Origin of the sequence: Pseudomonas sp. R5-89-07, assembly GCF_003851685.1 — a bacterium.
GTDB lineage: Bacteria > Pseudomonadota > Gammaproteobacteria > Pseudomonadales > Pseudomonadaceae > Aquipseudomonas.
In genome coordinates this window covers 3,650,797-3,666,829 of the sequence record NZ_CP027727.1, presented here as the reverse complement: position 1 = coordinate 3,666,829, position 16,033 = coordinate 3,650,797, and the positions used below count along the sequence as shown (strand labels likewise).

At 61.3% G+C, this 16,033-nt stretch carries 13 protein-coding genes; 3 read left to right on the top strand and 10 right to left on the bottom strand.

Annotation, left to right across the window (positions count from 1 at the left end; translation table 11 throughout):
* Positions 1-7: 7 nt before the first annotated feature.
* Together C4J94_RS16720 and C4J94_RS16715 are read right to left on the bottom strand one after the other, a co-directional pair.
* Entirely contained in the window at positions 8-1,159 is a 1,152-nt protein-coding gene (locus C4J94_RS16720) for a M14-type cytosolic carboxypeptidase (RefSeq protein WP_124387194.1), read from the bottom strand.
* Between the two features lie 463 nt (positions 1,160-1,622).
* Positions 1,623-1,973 carry a DUF6124 family protein gene (locus C4J94_RS16715; RefSeq protein ID WP_124387193.1) on the bottom strand — a complete coding sequence of 117 codons (351 nt, stop codon included), beginning with the start codon at positions 1,971-1,973 and terminating at the stop codon, positions 1,623-1,625.
* Between the two features lie 129 nt (positions 1,974-2,102).
* Here C4J94_RS16715 and C4J94_RS16710 point away from each other — a divergent pair, with 129 nt between their 5' ends.
* A complete protein-coding gene (locus tag C4J94_RS16710) occupies positions 2,103-2,738 on the top strand; it encodes a LexA family transcriptional regulator (protein ID WP_124388996.1) in 636 nt (211 codons plus the stop codon).
* Here the strand turns inward: C4J94_RS16710 and C4J94_RS16705 are convergent.
* The 4 genes from C4J94_RS16705 to C4J94_RS16690 are packed head-to-tail and all read right to left on the bottom strand — an operon-like array spanning position 2,735 to position 8,261.
* Entirely contained in the window at positions 2,735-4,660 is a 1,926-nt protein-coding gene (locus C4J94_RS16705) for an acetyl/propionyl/methylcrotonyl-CoA carboxylase subunit alpha (protein WP_124387192.1), read from the bottom strand. The genes C4J94_RS16710 and C4J94_RS16705 overlap by 4 nt on opposite strands.
* The gene (locus C4J94_RS16700) at positions 4,657-5,463 is read right to left on the bottom strand and encodes a gamma-carboxygeranoyl-CoA hydratase (protein WP_124387191.1); all 807 of its coding nucleotides are present in this window, start codon (positions 5,461-5,463) and stop codon (positions 4,657-4,659) included. Before C4J94_RS16700 ends, C4J94_RS16705 begins: the two co-directional genes overlap by 4 nt.
* Positions 5,464-5,477: 14 nt before the next feature.
* On the bottom strand, positions 5,478-7,085 hold the full coding sequence (locus tag C4J94_RS16695) for a carboxyl transferase domain-containing protein (protein ID WP_124387190.1): 1,608 nt from the start codon (positions 7,083-7,085) through the stop codon (positions 5,478-5,480).
* Positions 7,086-7,097: 12 nt separating this feature from the next.
* Complete coding sequence (locus C4J94_RS16690) at positions 7,098-8,261, bottom strand: isovaleryl-CoA dehydrogenase (RefSeq protein ID WP_124387189.1); 1,164 nt, start codon at positions 8,259-8,261, stop codon at positions 7,098-7,100.
* A 150-nt stretch (positions 8,262-8,411) separates the two neighbouring features.
* On the opposite strand from C4J94_RS16690, the gene C4J94_RS16685 reads away from it, so the two are divergent.
* Positions 8,412-10,043 carry an AMP-binding protein gene (locus tag C4J94_RS16685; protein ID WP_124387188.1) on the top strand — a complete coding sequence of 544 codons (1,632 nt, stop codon included), beginning with the start codon at positions 8,412-8,414 and terminating at the stop codon, positions 10,041-10,043.
* Between the two features lie 733 nt (positions 10,044-10,776).
* Here C4J94_RS16685 and C4J94_RS16680 read toward each other — a convergent pair.
* From C4J94_RS16680 to C4J94_RS16670, 3 genes are all read right to left on the bottom strand, one after another.
* Positions 10,777-11,676: a hydroxymethylglutaryl-CoA lyase gene (locus C4J94_RS16680; protein WP_124387187.1), complete on the bottom strand. Its 900-nt coding sequence runs from the start codon at positions 11,674-11,676 to the stop codon at positions 10,777-10,779.
* Positions 11,677-11,691: 15 nt separating this feature from the next.
* Positions 11,692-12,084, bottom strand: coding sequence for a MerR family DNA-binding transcriptional regulator (locus tag C4J94_RS16675; protein WP_003174785.1), 393 nt, complete (start codon positions 12,082-12,084; stop codon positions 11,692-11,694).
* Positions 12,085-12,199: 115 nt separating this feature from the next.
* A complete protein-coding gene (locus tag C4J94_RS16670; RefSeq protein WP_124387186.1) occupies positions 12,200-13,135 on the bottom strand; it encodes a LysR family transcriptional regulator in 936 nt (311 codons plus the stop codon).
* A gap of 151 nt (positions 13,136-13,286) precedes the next feature.
* Between C4J94_RS16670 and C4J94_RS16665 the strand changes: the two genes are divergently transcribed.
* On the top strand, positions 13,287-14,516 hold the full coding sequence (locus C4J94_RS16665) for an acyl-CoA dehydrogenase (RefSeq protein WP_124387185.1): 1,230 nt from the start codon (positions 13,287-13,289) through the stop codon (positions 14,514-14,516).
* Positions 14,517-14,636: 120 nt separating this feature from the next.
* On the opposite strand, the gene C4J94_RS16660 is transcribed toward C4J94_RS16665, so the two are convergent.
* Complete coding sequence (locus C4J94_RS16660; protein WP_372240901.1) at positions 14,637-15,968, bottom strand: substrate-binding domain-containing protein; 1,332 nt, start codon at positions 15,966-15,968, stop codon at positions 14,637-14,639.
* Between the last annotated feature and the right edge of the window lie 65 nt (positions 15,969-16,033).

Sequence of the window (16,033 nt, the reverse complement as noted above, 5' to 3'; positions counted from 1 at the left end):
TCGATGATTAACGCACGTGGCCGATGATATCGGCCACGCTGCTCAAGACATCCTTGCCCAGTTGCTTCGAGCGATCACCGGACCACCCGGTTTTTGGGTTGGGGGCGTCGTCGTTGTCCTTGAAAGGCATCTCCAGGGTCAGTGACAGACAATCGTACTTCTCACCCACTGCGTTGCAGGCCAGGGTCATATTGGCTTGCCCGGGTAGGTCGCGGGTGTAGCCGTGAGTGGTCTGGAAGTCACGGGTCAGGTGGCTCAAATGGCTGCGAAAATGTTTTTCCAGGGCTTCGATGCGCGGGTTATAGCCGGGGTTGCCTTCACAGCCCGCGGTGAAGACGTAGGGGATTTCTTCGTCGCCATGGATATCGAGGAACAGGTCGACGCCATGTTTCTCCATCTGCTGTTGCACGAACAGAACTTCTGGGCTGAGTTCCTGGCTGGCGCTCTGCCAGGCGCGATTGAGGTCCTGGCCCATGGCGTTGGTGCGCAGGTGGCCATGGAGCGCGCCATCGGGGTTCATGTTCGGCACCAGGTACAGATCGGCCACCGCCAGCAGCTTTTTCATCTCGGCGTCACCGTCCTGTTGCAGGCGTTCGATGACGCCTTCCATGAACCATTCGGCCATGTGTTCGCCGGGATGCTGCTGGGCGATGATCCACACCTTGCGGCGACCTTCGCCCCCTTTGCCACGGCGCAGCAGTTGAATGTCGCGGCCCTCGACACTCTTGCCGGTGGCCAGCAGCTTGACGCCGGCGTACTTCAGCGCCTGCTCGATCAACCAGTCGTGGCGTTCACGGCTATAGGGTTCGAAGTAGGCGAACCACGCGTGTTTTTCCCGGGTCTGGAGGCTGATGTGCAGAATTTCGCCATCAAAGCGCGATGGCACGCGGAACCAATTGACGTGGTCGTAGGACGCCACGGCGTTATAGCCGCTCCATGCATGCTTGTAAGACGACCCGCCCGCGTTGCTCAGGCGAAACGTGTGGGTGTGGCCCACATGCATGCCTTCGGCCTTGAAATGGAACCATTGGTAGTGTTGGCTACGGGTGTCGGGTTTGATTGCCAGCAATAACTGGTAGGCATCGCTGGCATCCAGCACCTGGATATTACCGCTGTCGAAATCAGTGCTGATTTTGATCGAAGTCAAGGCCACGGTCATAGTCTGGTTGCCTGAATATGAGGATGTGGCGGTTATCTTACACAGGCAGCAGGTAAACGCTGGAAGCAAAATTGTTGCACGGGGGAGGGGGCGTCATCCGTGACGCCGCAGCAGCTTAGAGTCTATGAGATTGATTCTCAAGCGCTAAATCGCAAAGAACCGGGCTAGAGCCTTGATGTGGCTTCCTTTTCGCGATGGGCTTTTGCTACCATGCGCGCCATCAAGCAACACACAGTCTTCATTAGCCTGAAGCCATGCCAGGAACGACTGGCAAAAAAAAGACCCGGCCAAAGAGCCGGGTCAAAAACCGTGATTAGCCTGATGAGGAGATATTCCAAGAGTCCGACCTAAGGTCTCTTGGTCTATCGACTGATCTCGCGATCAGCTGGGTCCAATAATAATCATTATCATTTGCAAGTCAAATGTTTTTATCCGTTTGATAGAAAATTTTCGCGCGTGTCCCTCACACGTTTGTCTGAGCCACCGGTGCTCGCAACGACCGCTCCACCATCGCCTTCGCCATATCGATCAAATACACCACCGAAAACGCCAGGTCGCGATGATTGCCCTGATGGCTGCTCGCCGATTCGTAGGCGGTCGCCGCGGCGCTGCGCAGCAGGTCGGAGGCGTGCACCAGCGCTTCCTCCTGGCTGATGCCTGGCTTGATGGAGAAAAAGGCCGCGTCCGCGGCTGGCGCAGACATATCCTCTTTCAAGTAATAGTCCAGCGCACGCTGAGCGGCGCCGCTGCAGCGCATGTCGTGCAGTTCGCTGTGTTCAGGTGTTTCAGGCAGGTGATACGGGCTTGTCGTCATAAGGTGAGGTACTCCGGGTGGGTGTCGAAAACCTTATGTCGATGATAGTACGTATCGTATTTATGTCGTTTTATGGATTACTACAAACTGTTTATTGCCCTGGACAATACGCAACGTAATGTCTGCGCCATGGATAACTGGATAGCGTTGGTGCGAGCCAACATGAAAGACCGCAAGGTCACGCAGGATGAACTGGCGGAGCGCCTGGGCATGTCCCAGGGCGGCGTGGGGCATTGGCTCAACAAACGCCGCGTGCCGAGCCTCGCGGACATGAACCGGGTGCTGGCGGAGCTGGGGCTGGGCTACCTGGAGGTGGCGCTGGACATTCGTCGGAGAGCGCAGGCAGAGGCCGCACTGGAGCATCATTACAATCCGTATTTTCGCTATCCGGTCAGCGATTGGAATGGCCTGTGCGAGCTACGCGAAGAGCGCGCCAGCTACGGGCCGGCACGCTTTGAAATGACCGATTACCAGGCCCACGGCGCCGCGTTCTGGCTGCCGGTGATCGGCGACGCCATGACCGCCCCCAGCGGCCTGAGCATCAGCGCGGGCATGCTGATCCTGGTCGACCCGGCCATCGCTGCCGAGCCCGGCAAACTGGTGGTTGCCCAATGGCTCGACAACCCCCAGGCCACCTTTCGCCAGTTGCAGGCCGACAGCGGCCAGCTGTACCTGGCACCTCTGAATCCCACCTATCCCAAGCTGCTGTTCACTGATGATTGCCGAATCCTCGGCGTCGTCGTGCAAGCCACCGCGAAGTTCTAGCCGGCGGTTTCCAGCTCCACCAGCGCACTGCCTTCGGCGACCATCTCGCCCTCCTGGCAGAACAGCGCCTTGACCACACCTGCCTCGGGCGCGCGGATGCTGTGTTCCATCTTCATCGCTTCAAGCACCACCAGTTGCGCACCGGCTTCCACGCGTTGGCCGATTTCCACCAGTACCCGCACGATGCTGCCGTTCATGGGCGCGCTGAGACCGCCCTGATGGGAGTGGCTGGCATCGACCGCCGCAATCGGGTCGAACAGGCTGACGGCCTGCATCTCGCCATCCCAGCGCAGGTACACCGTGCCTTCATTGCGCACGGCCAGATGAGAGCGGCGTACCCCCTGGTGTTCGAGCACCAGTTGCTCGCCGGTCAGAGGCGCCGATAACCCTGTCAGCGTGACCAGCCGATCCTGCCCGTTGCAGCTCAAATGCAGCGAGACCTGCGCCGGCAGCCCGGCGCGAAAGCCCTGGGTCGCTGCCCATGGCCCGTCACCGCTGGGCAAGCTCTGGATGAACGCCGAACCCGCCGCCTGCCAGAACTCATCGCTCAATGCACCGGCGGCTGGCAGCAGCTGTTCCTGATAGCGTGGGATGAATCCGGTATCCAGTTCCGCCGCAGCAAACGCCGGATGGCCAATGATGCGCCGCAAAAAGCCCAGGTTGGTCCTGAGCCCGCCCACCGCAAACTCGTCGAGCATACTCAGCAACCGCAGCCGCGCCTGTTCGCGGTCCTCGCCCCAGGCAATCAGCTTGCCGAGCATCGGGTCGTAGAAGGGTGAAACACTGTCGCCTTGCTCGACGCCGCTGTCCACGCGCCGACCCGGGCCTGGGTGGCACTCGCGATACACCGCCAGCCGTCCAGTCGCCGGGAGGAAGTCATTGGCCGGGTCTTCGGCGTACAGCCGTACCTCGATCGCATGCCCCATCAGCGGCACCTGGGCCTGGGTGATCGGCAGCGCCTCGCCCTGGGCCACGCGGATCTGCCAGGCCACCAGGTCGAGGCCGGTAATCGCCTCGGTGACCGGGTGTTCCACTTGCAGACGGGTGTTCATTTCCATGAAGAAAAACTCGCCGCGGGCATCCAGCAGAAACTCCACCGTCCCGGCGCCTACATAGCCTATCGCCTGCGCCGCACGGACCGCCGCTTCGCCCATGGCCTTGCGCTGATCGCTACTGAGCCCCGGCGCGGGTGCTTCTTCCACGACCTTTTGATGACGCCGCTGGATCGAGCAATCGCGCTCGTTGAGGTACAGGCAGTTGCCGTGTTGATCGGCGAACACCTGGATTTCCACATGGCGCGGTTTGAGCAGGTATTTCTCCACCAGCATCTGCCCGTTGCCAAATGACGAAAGCGCCTCACGCTGGGCGGAGGCCAGGGCTTCTGCCAACTGGCTGACCTCCTCGACCACCTTCATGCCCTTGCCGCCACCGCCGGCCGTGGCCTTGAGCAGCACGGGGTAACCGATGCGCGCACAGGCCTCGCGGAAAGTCTCCAGGTCCTGGGCCTCGCCGTGATAACCGGGTACCAGCGGCACGCCTGCGGTTTCCATCAGCGCCTTGGCCGCCGACTTGCTGCCCATGGCGTCGATTGCCGAGGCGGGCGGGCCGAGGAAGATCAAGCCCGCAGCCTCGATGGCCCGAGCGAACCCGGCGTTTTCCGAGAGGAAGCCATAGCCCGGATGAATCGCCTGGGCGCCGCTGGCGTGGGCGGCGGCAATCAGTTTGTCGATCTGCAGGTAGCTGTCCGTGGCCTTGCTGCCGCCCAGGTCGACGCGAATATCCGCTTCGCGGCTATGCCGGGCATCACGGTCGATCGCGCTGTGCACGGCCACGGTGGTCAGCCCCATCGCCTTGGCGGTGCGCATCACCCGGCAAGCGATTTCGCCACGGTTGGCCACCAATACGGTAGTGAGTGTACTCATGGGTGCGGCTCCTTGGACTGCCAGCTTGGCGCACGCTTTTGCAGAAATGCGCGCAAGCCTTCCTGGCCTTCGGCACTTACCCGAATGCGTGCGATAGCGTTTTCACAGTAGCGCCGCAGTGCTGGGGTGAGGGCGCCGTTGCCCACTTCGCGCAACAAGTCTTTGCTCGAACGCATCGCCGCCGGGCTGTTTTGCAGCAGGTTGGCGACCCACGCGTCTACCTGCTGATCCAACGTATCGGCCGGGTAGCTTTCCGCCAACAGGCCGATCTCGCGCGCACGCTGGCCGCCGAACCGTTCAGCCGTCAAGGCATAGCGGCGGGCCGCGCGTTCACCGATGGCCTGCACCACGAACGGGCTGATCACCGCCGGCGCCAGGCCGATACGCACTTCCGATAGGCAGAACTGCGCGTCATCCGCGCCAATCGCCATGTCGCAGCAACTGATCAAGCCCAGTGCGCCACCGTAGGCCGCGCCTTGCACCACCGCCAGCGTGGGGATTTTCAGCTTGGCCAGGTTGTACATCAGCTCGGCCAGTTCACGGGCGTCGTCCAGGTTGGTGTGATAGTCCAGCTCGGCCGACTGCTGCATCCAGGCCAGGTCGGCACCGGCACTGAAGTGCTTGCCACGCCCGCGCAGCACCAGAAAGCGCAGGGACGGGTCGCCCTGCACATGGTCGAGGGCGATGATCAGTTCGCGGATCATCTCGGCATTGAACGCGTTGTTCTTGGCTTCACGACTGAGCCACAGCGTGGCAAAGCCACGGCTGTCGGTGATCAGTTCGAGGGTGTTGAAATCGCTCATGGGTACAGCTCCGATTACATGCGGAACACGCCGAAGCGGCTCGGCTCGATAGGGGCGTTCAGGGCGGCGGACAACGCCAGGGCCAGCACGTCGCGGGTCTGCAGCGGGTCGATGACGCCGTCATCCCACAAGCGTGCGCTGGAGTAGTAGGGGTGGCCCTGGGTTTCATACTGGTCGAGGATCGGCTGCTTGATCGCCGCTTCATCGCTGGCACTGAACGCTGCGCCTGCGCGTTCAGCCTGCTCACGCTTGACCTGCACCAGCACGCCCGCCGCCTGCTCGGCGCCCATCACGCCGATGCGTGCGTTGGGCCACATCCACAGGAAGCGCGGGTCATAGGCGCGACCGCACATGCCGTAGTTGCCGGCACCGAAACTGCCGCCGATGATCACGGTGAACTTCGGCACCTTGGCGCAGGCCACCGCTGTGACCAGCTTGGCGCCATGCTTGGCGATGCCGCCGGCTTCGTACTTCTGACCGACCATGAAGCCGGTGATGTTTTGCAGGAATAACAGCGGGATCCCGCGCTGGCAGGCCAGCTCGATAAAGTGCGCGCCTTTCTGCGCGGCTTCGGCGAACAGAATGCCGTTGTTGGCCAGGATCGCCACCGGATACCCGTACAGGTGCGCAAAACCGCAGACCAGGGTGGCGCCAAACAGCGCCTTGAACTCATCGAACACCGAACCGTCCACCAGCCGCGCGATCACTTCGCGCACATCGAACGGCTGCTTGGCGTCGGCCGGGATCACGCCGTAAAGCTCTTCGCTGCTGTACAGCGGCGCCACGGGCGGGCGTTGGCGCAACTCACCCAGCTTGCGCCAATTGAGGTTGGCCACACTGCGACGGGCCAGGGCCAGGGCATGCTCATCGTTGTCGGCATAATGGTCGGCCACCCCGGAGATCCTGCAGTGCACGTCGGCACCGCCAAGGTCTTCAGCGCTGACCACTTCGCCGGTGGCGGCCTTCACCAGTGGTGGGCCGGCGAGGAAGATGGTTGCCTGCTGGCGCACCATGATCGCTTCGTCGGCCATGGCCGGCACATAGGCACCACCAGCGGTGCACGAGCCCATCACCACGGCAATCTGCGGGATGCCCTGGGCGCTCATGTTGGCCTGGTTGAAGAAGATCCGTCCGAAGTGTTCGCGGTCCGGGAACACTTCATCCTGGCGCGGCAGGTTGGCGCCGCCGGAGTCCACCAGATAGATGCACGGCAGGCGGTTCTGTTCGGCGATGGTCTGGGCGCGCAGATGCTTTTTGACGGTCAAGGGGTAGTAGGAACCGCCTTTGACCGTTGCATCATTGGCGACGATCATGCATTCCACGCCTTCCACGCGGCCGATGCCGGCAATCACGCCAGCGGCCGGCACGTCTTCGCCGTACACCTGGTGGGCGGCCAGCTGGCTCAATTCGAGGAACGGCGAACCGGGGTCGAGCAAGCGATTGATGCGCTCGCGTGGCAGCAACTTGCCGCGCGAGGTGTGGCGTTCCTGAGCCTTGGCGCCGCCGCCTTGCTGTATCTGGGCGAGCAAGCTGTGCAACGCCTCGACTTGTAGGCGCATCGCCGCACTGTTGTCGGCAAATTCCGCGGAGCGTGGGTTGAGCTGGGTGTGCAGGGTGGCCATGGGCGCGCTCCTTCAGCGGGTTTCGTTGAAGAGTTCGCGACCGATCAACATCCGCCGAATCTCACTGGTGCCGGCGCCGATTTCGTACAGCTTGGCGTCACGCAGCAGGCGCCCGGCGGGGAATTCGTTGATGTAGCCGTTGCCCCCCAGGATCTGGATCGCATCGAGGGCCATTTGCGTGGCGCGCTCGGCGCTGTAGAGGATTACCCCGGCAGCGTCCTTGCGCGTAGTCTCACCGCGCTCGCAGGCCTGGGCCACCGCGTAGAGGTAGGCGCGGCTGGCGTTGAGCTGGGTGTACATATCGGCGACCTTGCCCTGGATCAGCTGGAATTCGCCGATGCTCTGGCCGAACTGCTTGCGGTCGTGGATGTAGGGCACGATCAGGTCCATGCAGGCCTGCATGATGCCGGTGGGGCCACCGGAGAGCACCACGCGCTCGTAATCCAGACCGCTCATCAGCACTTTGACGCCGCCGTTGAGCACGCCGAGGATGTTTTCCTGCGGTACGTGCACATCATCGAAGAACAGCTCGCAGGTGTTGGAGCCGCGCATGCCCAGCTTGTCGAACTTGGTGCTGCGGCTGAAGCCTTTCCAGTCACGCTCGACGATAAACGCGGTGATGCCGTGAGCACCCTTTTCCAGGTCGGTCTTGGCGTAGATCACATAGGTGTTGGCGTCGGGACCGTTGGTGATCCAGGTCTTGCTGCCATTGAGCACGTAAAAGTCACCCTGCTTGTCGGCGCGCAGTTTCATCGAGACCACGTCGGAGCCGGCATTCGGCTCGCTCATGGCCAGGGCGCCGATGTGCTCGCCGCTGATCAGCTTGGGCAGGTACTTGAGCTTCTGTTCGTGGTTGCCGTTGCGGTTGATCTGGTTGACGCACAGGTTGGAGTGGGCGCCGTAGGACAGCGCCACCGAGGCCGAGCCACGGCTGATTTCTTCCATGCTCACCACGTGCGCCAGGTAACCCAGGCCGGCACCGCCGTACTCTTCCGGCACGGTGATGCCCAGCAGGCCCATGTCGCCGAACTTGCGCCACAGGTCGGCGGGGAACAGGTTGTCGATATCGATCTGGGCCGCTCGCGGTGCAATCTCCTTGGCCACGAAGGCCTGCACCTGGTCGCGCAGCATGTCGATGGTTTCACCGAGGGCGAAGTTCAGGGACGGGTAACTCATGGACGGGCACCTTAATGTGAGCTTTTGTTGTTGTGCGGGCGAGGCGCGGAGGAGGGCGCTCACCTTTACGTTAACGTAAGCTTGCGTTAAGGCGCTGTCAATCGTAGTTTACGTTTACGTCAACCTACAAAAAAGACAACAGGGGTCGTTATGGATCAACCGAACCTGAGCTACAGCCGTGGCTCCCGGGACAAGGCCTTGCTGGCCGACACCATTGGCCAGGCCTTTGACCGTACGGTGGCACGCTACCCGGATGGGGACGCGCTGGTGGTGCGCCATCAGCAATGCCGTTACACCTGGCGACAACTGGCCGAGACGGTGGACGTGCATGCCCGTGCGTTCATGGCCCTGGGGATGCAGGTCAGTGACCGCCTGGGCATCTGGGCGCCAAACTGTGCGCAGTGGTGCATCAGCCAGATCGCCAGCGCCAAGCTCGGGGTGATCCTGGTCAATATCAACCCGGCGTATCGCAGCAGTGAATTGGAGTACGTGCTCAAGCAATCCGGCTGCCAGTGGCTGGTGTGCGCCGGCTCGTTCAAGACCTCCGATTACCATGGCATGCTGCAGGCGTTGAAGCCCGATTTGCGCGCTATTGTCAGTCTGGACCCCAACCCGCCTGCGGAATTTTTGCCGTGGTCAGCGTTGTCGACGCTGGCCGCGCAGGTTCCCCTTGAGCAATTGCACGCGCGCCAAGCCAGTCTGCAGGTCGATCAGCCGGTCAATATCCAGTACACCTCCGGCACCACCGGCTTCCCCAAGGGCGCCACCCTCAGTCACCGCAACATCCTCAATAACGGCTACATGGTCGGGCAAAGCCTTGGCCTCACGGCGCAGGACCGCCTGGTGATCCCGGTGCCGCTTTACCATTGCTTCGGCATGGTGATGGGTAACCTGGCCTGCATCACCCACGGCACCACCATGATCTACCCCAATGACGGCTTCGACCCCTTGCTCACGCTCACCGCCGTCGCCGAAGAACGCGCCACGGCGCTGTACGGCGTGCCGACCATGTTTATTGCGCTGCTCGATCACCCACGCCTCGACGAATTCGAATTATCCAGCCTGCGTACCGGGATCATGGCCGGGTCGACCTGCCCGATCGAAGTGATGCGCCGCGTGATTAGCCAGTTGCATATGAGCGAAGTGCAGATTGCCTATGGCATGACCGAAACCAGCCCGGTGTCGTTGCAGACCGGCGCCGATGACGACCTCGAGCGCCGCGTGACCACTGTGGGGCGCACTCAGCCGCACCTGGACAACAAGATCATCGACGCTGACGGCAACACGCTGCCACGCGGTGAGACAGGTGAACTGTGCACGCGCGGCTACAGCGTGATGCTCGGCTACTGGAACAACCCCGAGGGCACCCGCGACGCCATTGACGGGGAGGGCTGGATGCACACCGGTGACCTCGCGACCATGGACGAACACGGCTATGTGTGTATCGCCGGGCGCAACAAGGACATGATCATTCGCGGTGGCGAGAATGTGTATCCACGGGAGCTTGAGGAATTTTTCTTCACCCATCCGGCAGTGGCCGATGTGCAAATCATCGGTATTCCCGATGATCGCTATGGTGAAGAAATTGTCGCCTGGATCAAATTTCACCCAGGCCATGTGGCGAGCGAACTGGAATTGCAAACCTGGTGCAAGGGCCGCATCGCCCACTTCAAGACGCCCAGACACTTCAAGTTCGTGGATGCGTTTCCGATGACGGTGACCGGCAAGATCCAGAAATTCCGCATGCGCGAAATTTCCATCGAAGAGCTCCAGGCTCGTTGACCGCTCTCTGTGGGGGCGGACTTGCCCCAATGCCATTTTGGCTTGCCTTGACACCATTTTGTAGGAGCGAGCTTGCTCGCGAAGAACCCAGGGCCTGCGCGTTTATTCAGAATGAACGCGTTGCCTGGACGTTTTTCGCGAGCAAGCTCGCTCTTACAATGGGCCCTGTTCGTTCCCACGGAGCGTGGGTGAATGACGAAAACACAAAGGGGACCCGAAGGTCCCCTTTAATGTGTCGTTGCGTGCTCTTTTTTTATTATTAAGGGGCGGTCTATTGTTGTTTTTGGCAACCGTTACCCTTTACCGCTGTTTTTGGTGACCCCCATCCGGGGTCAAGAGCAAACGTATTTTTTTGAACGCTGATCTGCTTCTTCGTCAACGATCCAACCAGTGGGTAGCTACCTGAGGTAGTTTTATTTTTCTCTAACCGGTTGCGGGTTTCGGCATGCCGTACCCTGCGAAGCACATCTTCTCCAAAAAAATCTGTTAGCTGCGTCTCTGCCGTGTTGTTTTTGTTATGTCAGAGTCGTTTCGTCTTATTTTTATTAGGTTTGGCGCTTTTTATTCTTGTTATGCCATAGAGATAGCAGAAGCCGTGCCAACTTTTTAAAACCCTTTAAAATCAATGGCTTGATTTTTTATCGGGAAATGTCTTTCATAAAATGCGACAGATTATGTTCCCGCGTTACCCGCTATGTCGGTGTGCGGTAACACATTGTCACAGCTGTGCTACTCAACCGGCGCTACGCGCTTTCGCCACCCGCGATCCGGTTGCCCGTCCTAGCACCTGGCTGATCTGCTGGCCCGCGCCAATCAAGCGCTCCAGGTCGATACCGGTCTCGATGCCCAGCCCATTAAGCAGGTACACCACGTCCTCGGTGGCGACGTTACCGCTCGCTCCCTTGGCATATGGGCAGCCACCGAGGCCCGCGATAGAGCTGTCGAACACCTGGATGCCTTCCAGCAGGCTGGCGTAGATATTGGCGATCGCCTGGCCGTAAGTGTCATGGAAGTGGCCGGCAAGTTTGTCGCGTGGCACCTGTGCTCCGACCACCTCGAACAGCCGCCGTGTCGCCCCCGCCGTGCCGGTGCCGATCGTGTCGCCCAGCGACACTTCATAACAGCCCATGGCATACAACTCGCGAGCGACAGCCGCCACCTGCGCCGCCGCGATGTCGCCCTCATACGGGCAACCCAGCACACACGACACATACCCGCGCACGCTGACCCCGTGCTGTTGGGCCGCCGCCATCAGCGGTGCAAACCGATCCAGGCTCTCGCTGATGGAGCAATTGATATTGCGCTGGGAGAAGGCTTCGGATGCCGCCGCAAACACCGCGACTTCCTTGACCCCAGCCGCCAGCGCATCTTCAAAGCCGCGCAGGTTCGGCGCCAGCGCGCCATAGGTCACGCCTGGCTTGCGCTGGATCTGCGCGAACACTTCGGCGGAGCCGGCCATCTGCGGCACCCATTTGGGCGAGACGAAACTGCCGACCTCGATATAGCTCAGGCCGGCGGCGCTCAAGGCGTCCACCAACCGGACCTTGTCGGCCACGCTGATCGGCTGGGCTTCGTTCTGCAAACCGTCGCGCGGGCCGACTTCCACCAGGCGTACGTGTGAGGGGAGGGACATGGCGTTACCTTCTGATCAATGGCCGGCCTGGCTCATGGTGTGTGCCAGGGCCTGGGTGCACCGCTCTTCGGCGGTGTCCAGTTCCAGCTTCATCTGTTCGATATCCAGCAACTGCTGCTCGAGCTGCTCACGGCGCTCGGCGATCTTCGCCAGCATGCTGTTGAGTTGAATGTGGTTACCGCTGGTGGGGTCATAGAGTTCGATCAGCTCACGGCATTCAGCCAGGGAGAAGCCGATGCGCTTGCCACGCAGGATCAGCTTGAGGCTGACCTTGTCCCGCGCCGAATAGATACGCTCCTGGCCCCGGCGTTCCGGGGCCAGCAGGCCTTGTTCCTCGTAGAAGCGAATGGCGCGGGTGGTGATGTCGAGTTCGCGGGCGAGGTCGGAAATGCTGTAGGTGGTGCTCATGGCGGTGCTCGAGAAGGTCTTGGCGCTAAGCTAATTGCAGGTTGACGTAAACGTCAAGGACCTGCTGCGCTGGCCATCGGGGGCAAGCCCCCTCCCACAGGGAAACTCGGCTCCCTCAGGCCTGCTGTTTATCCAGCTTTTTCTCGTGGGCCGTCACCTGCTGGCACAACTCGATCATCTGCTCGCGCATCCAGCGGTTGGCCGGGTCCTGGTCGGTGCTTTCATGCCAGTACAGGTGGGTTTCCACCGCCGGCACATCATTGACCGGCAGGTTGAACCAGTGCAGTTCATGGCGACGGGCGAAGCGTTCCGGCACGGTCATGACCATGTCGGTCTGCTGCAATACTTGCGAGGCCATCAGATAGTGCTGGGAGCGCAGGGCAATCTTGCGCTGGATGCCCATCTTGCCCAGGGCCAGGTCGACATGCCCCAGCCCGTTGCGGCGGCTGGAAATATGAATATGGGTCAGCGCCAGGTAGTCATCCAGGCTGAATTTTTCCTTGCCCGCCATGGGATGGCCCTTGCGCATGGCGCACACGTAGCGGTCTTCCATCAGCTTGACGTGACGCACTTGCGGGTCGGTGTTGAGCGGCGCGTCCACGGCGAAGTCCAGGCGCCCGGCCGCCAGTTCCTTGGTGGTTTCGCGGCGTTTGGACAAGAAGCTCTCGATGACCACCGTCGGCGCCAGGCGGCGCAGGCGCTGGAACAGCGGTGGCAGAATCACGGCTTCGGTGAGGTCGGTCATGCTGATGCGATAGGTCTTGGCCGCCTGCTGCGGATTGAAAATCCGGCTCTCCTGCACTGAAACCCGCAGCAACGACAACGCATTGCGCACCGGGCCGATGATGTTCTGGGCCATTGGCGTGGGCACCATGCCTTGGGCGGTGCGCACGAACAACGGGTCGTTGAAGGTCTCGCGCAGGCGTGCCAGGGCGTTGGACACCGCCGGCTGGGTGATGCCGACAATCTGCCCGGCGCGGGTCAGGTTGGCTTCGGTATAGATCGCGTCGAAGACGATAAAGAGGTTGAGGTCGACCTTGCTCAGATTCATGTCGTTGCACTCTTATTGTTAGGTATCCATACGCCGATCATATATCGGTGATGAATGTTAATACACGCCGAGAATAGGCTAGGTAAATTATCAGCGCTGTTCTAGCATCGATTGCATGACCTAAACAACCTCTCAGAGAAGGGAGCCGCTCATGGATTTCGCCTATTCGCCCAAAGTTCAGGAACTGCGTGAACGCGTCACCGCATTCATGGACGCTTACGTCTACCCGGCCGAGCCGGTGTTCGAACGCCAGGTCAGCGAAGGTGACCGCTGGCAGCCCACCGCCATCATGGAAGAACTCAAAGCCAAAGCGAAAGCCGAAGGGTTGTGGAACCTGTTCCTGCCCGAATCCGAGCTGGGCGCCGGCCTGAGCAACCTCGAATACGCGCCACTGGCTGAAATCATGGGCCGCTCGCTGCTGGGGCCGGAACCGTTCAACTGTTCCGCCCCCGACACCGGCAACATGGAAGTGCTGGTGCGCTACGCCAATGAAGAGCAGAAGCAGCGCTGGCTCGAGCCGCTGCTGCGCGGTGAGATTCGCTCAGCCTTCGCCATGACCGAACCGGACGTGGCCTCCTCGGACGCCACCAACATGGCCGCCCGCGCCGAACGCCAGGGCGATGAGTGGGTGATCAACGGCAAGAAGTGGTGGACCTCCGGCGCTTGCGACCCGCGCTGCAAAATCCTGATTTTCATGGGCCTGAGCAACCCGGACGCACCGCGCCACCAGCAGCACTCGATGATTCTGGTGCCAGTGGACACCCCCGGTGTGAAAATCCTGCGTCCGCTGCCGGTATTCGGCTACGACGACGCGCCCCACGGCCATGCCGAGGTGCTGTTCGACAACGTGTGCGTGCCGTACGAAAACGTACTGCTGGGTGAAGGCCGGGGGTTTGAAATCGCCCAGGGCCGGCTTGGCCCGGGCCGCATCCACCATTGCATGCGCTCGATCGGCATGGCCGAGCGCGCATTGGAATTGATGTGCAAACGCTCGGTCAGCCGCAGCGCCTTCGGCAAGCCGCTGGCGCGCCTGGGGGGCAATATCGACAAGATCGCCGACTCGCGCATGGAAATCGACATGGCGCGGCTGCTCACCCTGAAAGCGGCGTACATGATGGACACCGTGGGCAATAAGGTGGCGAAAAGCGAAATCGCCCAGATCAAGGTGGTCGCGCCGAACGTGGCGCTGAAGGTGATCGACCGTGCGATCCAGATTCACGGCGGTGCCGGCGTTTCCAACGATTTTCCGCTGGCCTACATGTACGCCATGCAACGCACCCTGCGCCTGGCCGACGGCCCGGACGAAGTGCACCGTGCGGCGATTGGCAAGTTCGAGATTGGCAAGTATGTGCCTCGGGAAATGATGCGCAGCGGGCAGTAATACCGCGTCGCCTGCAATCGGGGGCAAGCCCCCTCCCACACTTGGATGGGTGTACACAGGCAACATGTGGGAGGGGGCTTGCCCCCGATGAGGCCAGCCCAAGCAACACAGCCCCCAGGTTCAATACACCCAGACCTCCACCCGCCGATTCTTGATCCTCCCTTCATCCGCCGTATTCGCCGCCACCGGCATCTGCGCGCCAAACCCGCGAATATCACGCAGCACCACGCCGCTTTTCAGCAGTTCCCTGCGCACCGCCATCGCTCGCAACTTCGACAGCAAGGCCGCCCGCTGCGGATCATTCTTGGCATCGCCAAACCCCACCAGCGTCACCTGCTTGTGCAGTTTGCCGTGGCTTTCCAGATAAGCCACCACCCGCTGCACGTCCTGGCGCGCCTTGTTGTCCAGGCTGGCGCTGCCTTCCTCGAAACGAAAATTCACCGTCAAGCGCTGGGCGTCGCGCGCAATCGCCTGGTAGTCCTCCGGCATCGAGGTGCGAGGCTCTACATCCATCGCCTGCACGTGCTGGGCGATAAAGCCGTTGGCCGCCACCAGCGCCTGGCCCTGGGCGCTTTGGGCGAAGTCCACCAAGGCTTTGGCCCACGGGTTGTGGACCGTTGGGGGCAGGTAGAAAAACAGCCGCCGTGACAGTGGATAATCTTCGGTGGCGATCAGGCTGTTCAATGGCAACATCGGTTGCGAGTCGCCATCGGCAATTGCCACTGCCTTGGCTTGGCGTACATAGGGCAGGCCGATAAAGCCGATGCCTTGAGAGTCACGGCTGACCGCATCGGACAACGCTTCGCTGGACTCGAAACGCTGGGCTGACGCGGCCAGCGGTTTGCCACGCCGGTTCAGCACCAATTCTTTGAAGGTGTCATACGTGCCGGACTGATTGTCCCGCGCGTACACATGAATGGCCCCGCCAGTGCCGCCCAGCATTTCCCAGGTGCTGATTTCGCCATTGAAGACTTGCGCCAGTTGCTCGGTGTCGAGGGTATTCAGCGGGTTGCGTGGGTTAAGGATGATTGCCAGGCCGTCGATGGCGATCACGTGTTCGGCGCCGGGGCCTTTGAGGTCACCCAGGGGCTCGAGGTCAACCAGTTCGCTGTCCTTGATCGGGCGGGACGCGGCGGCCAGATCGGCGCTGTCATTTTTCAACGCGGCAAACCCGGTGCTGGAACCATGGGCGGCGACATGGATAACCACGGCTTTACCCTGACGGGTCTTGCCGATCACGCGCTGTTCATTGCTGCCCTCAACGCGTTCGCTGTGCACGCCTTGCACACCCTGATGCTCCATCAAGCCCTTGACCAATGCCGGGCCCAACGCCGCGCCAATGGTGTTGGAACCCTGGATGCGCAGAGCCGGGCCTTGATCGGGCAGGGGCAGCGGGGCGGACAGCGCGAAGAACGGGAAAAGGGCTAGCAGTAACAGAACGCGCAGCATCAGCCGGCACCTTCGTCAGCCAAAGGGAGTGCCGCCAGATTAAGTCAGTTGCATTGCATCTATATGAC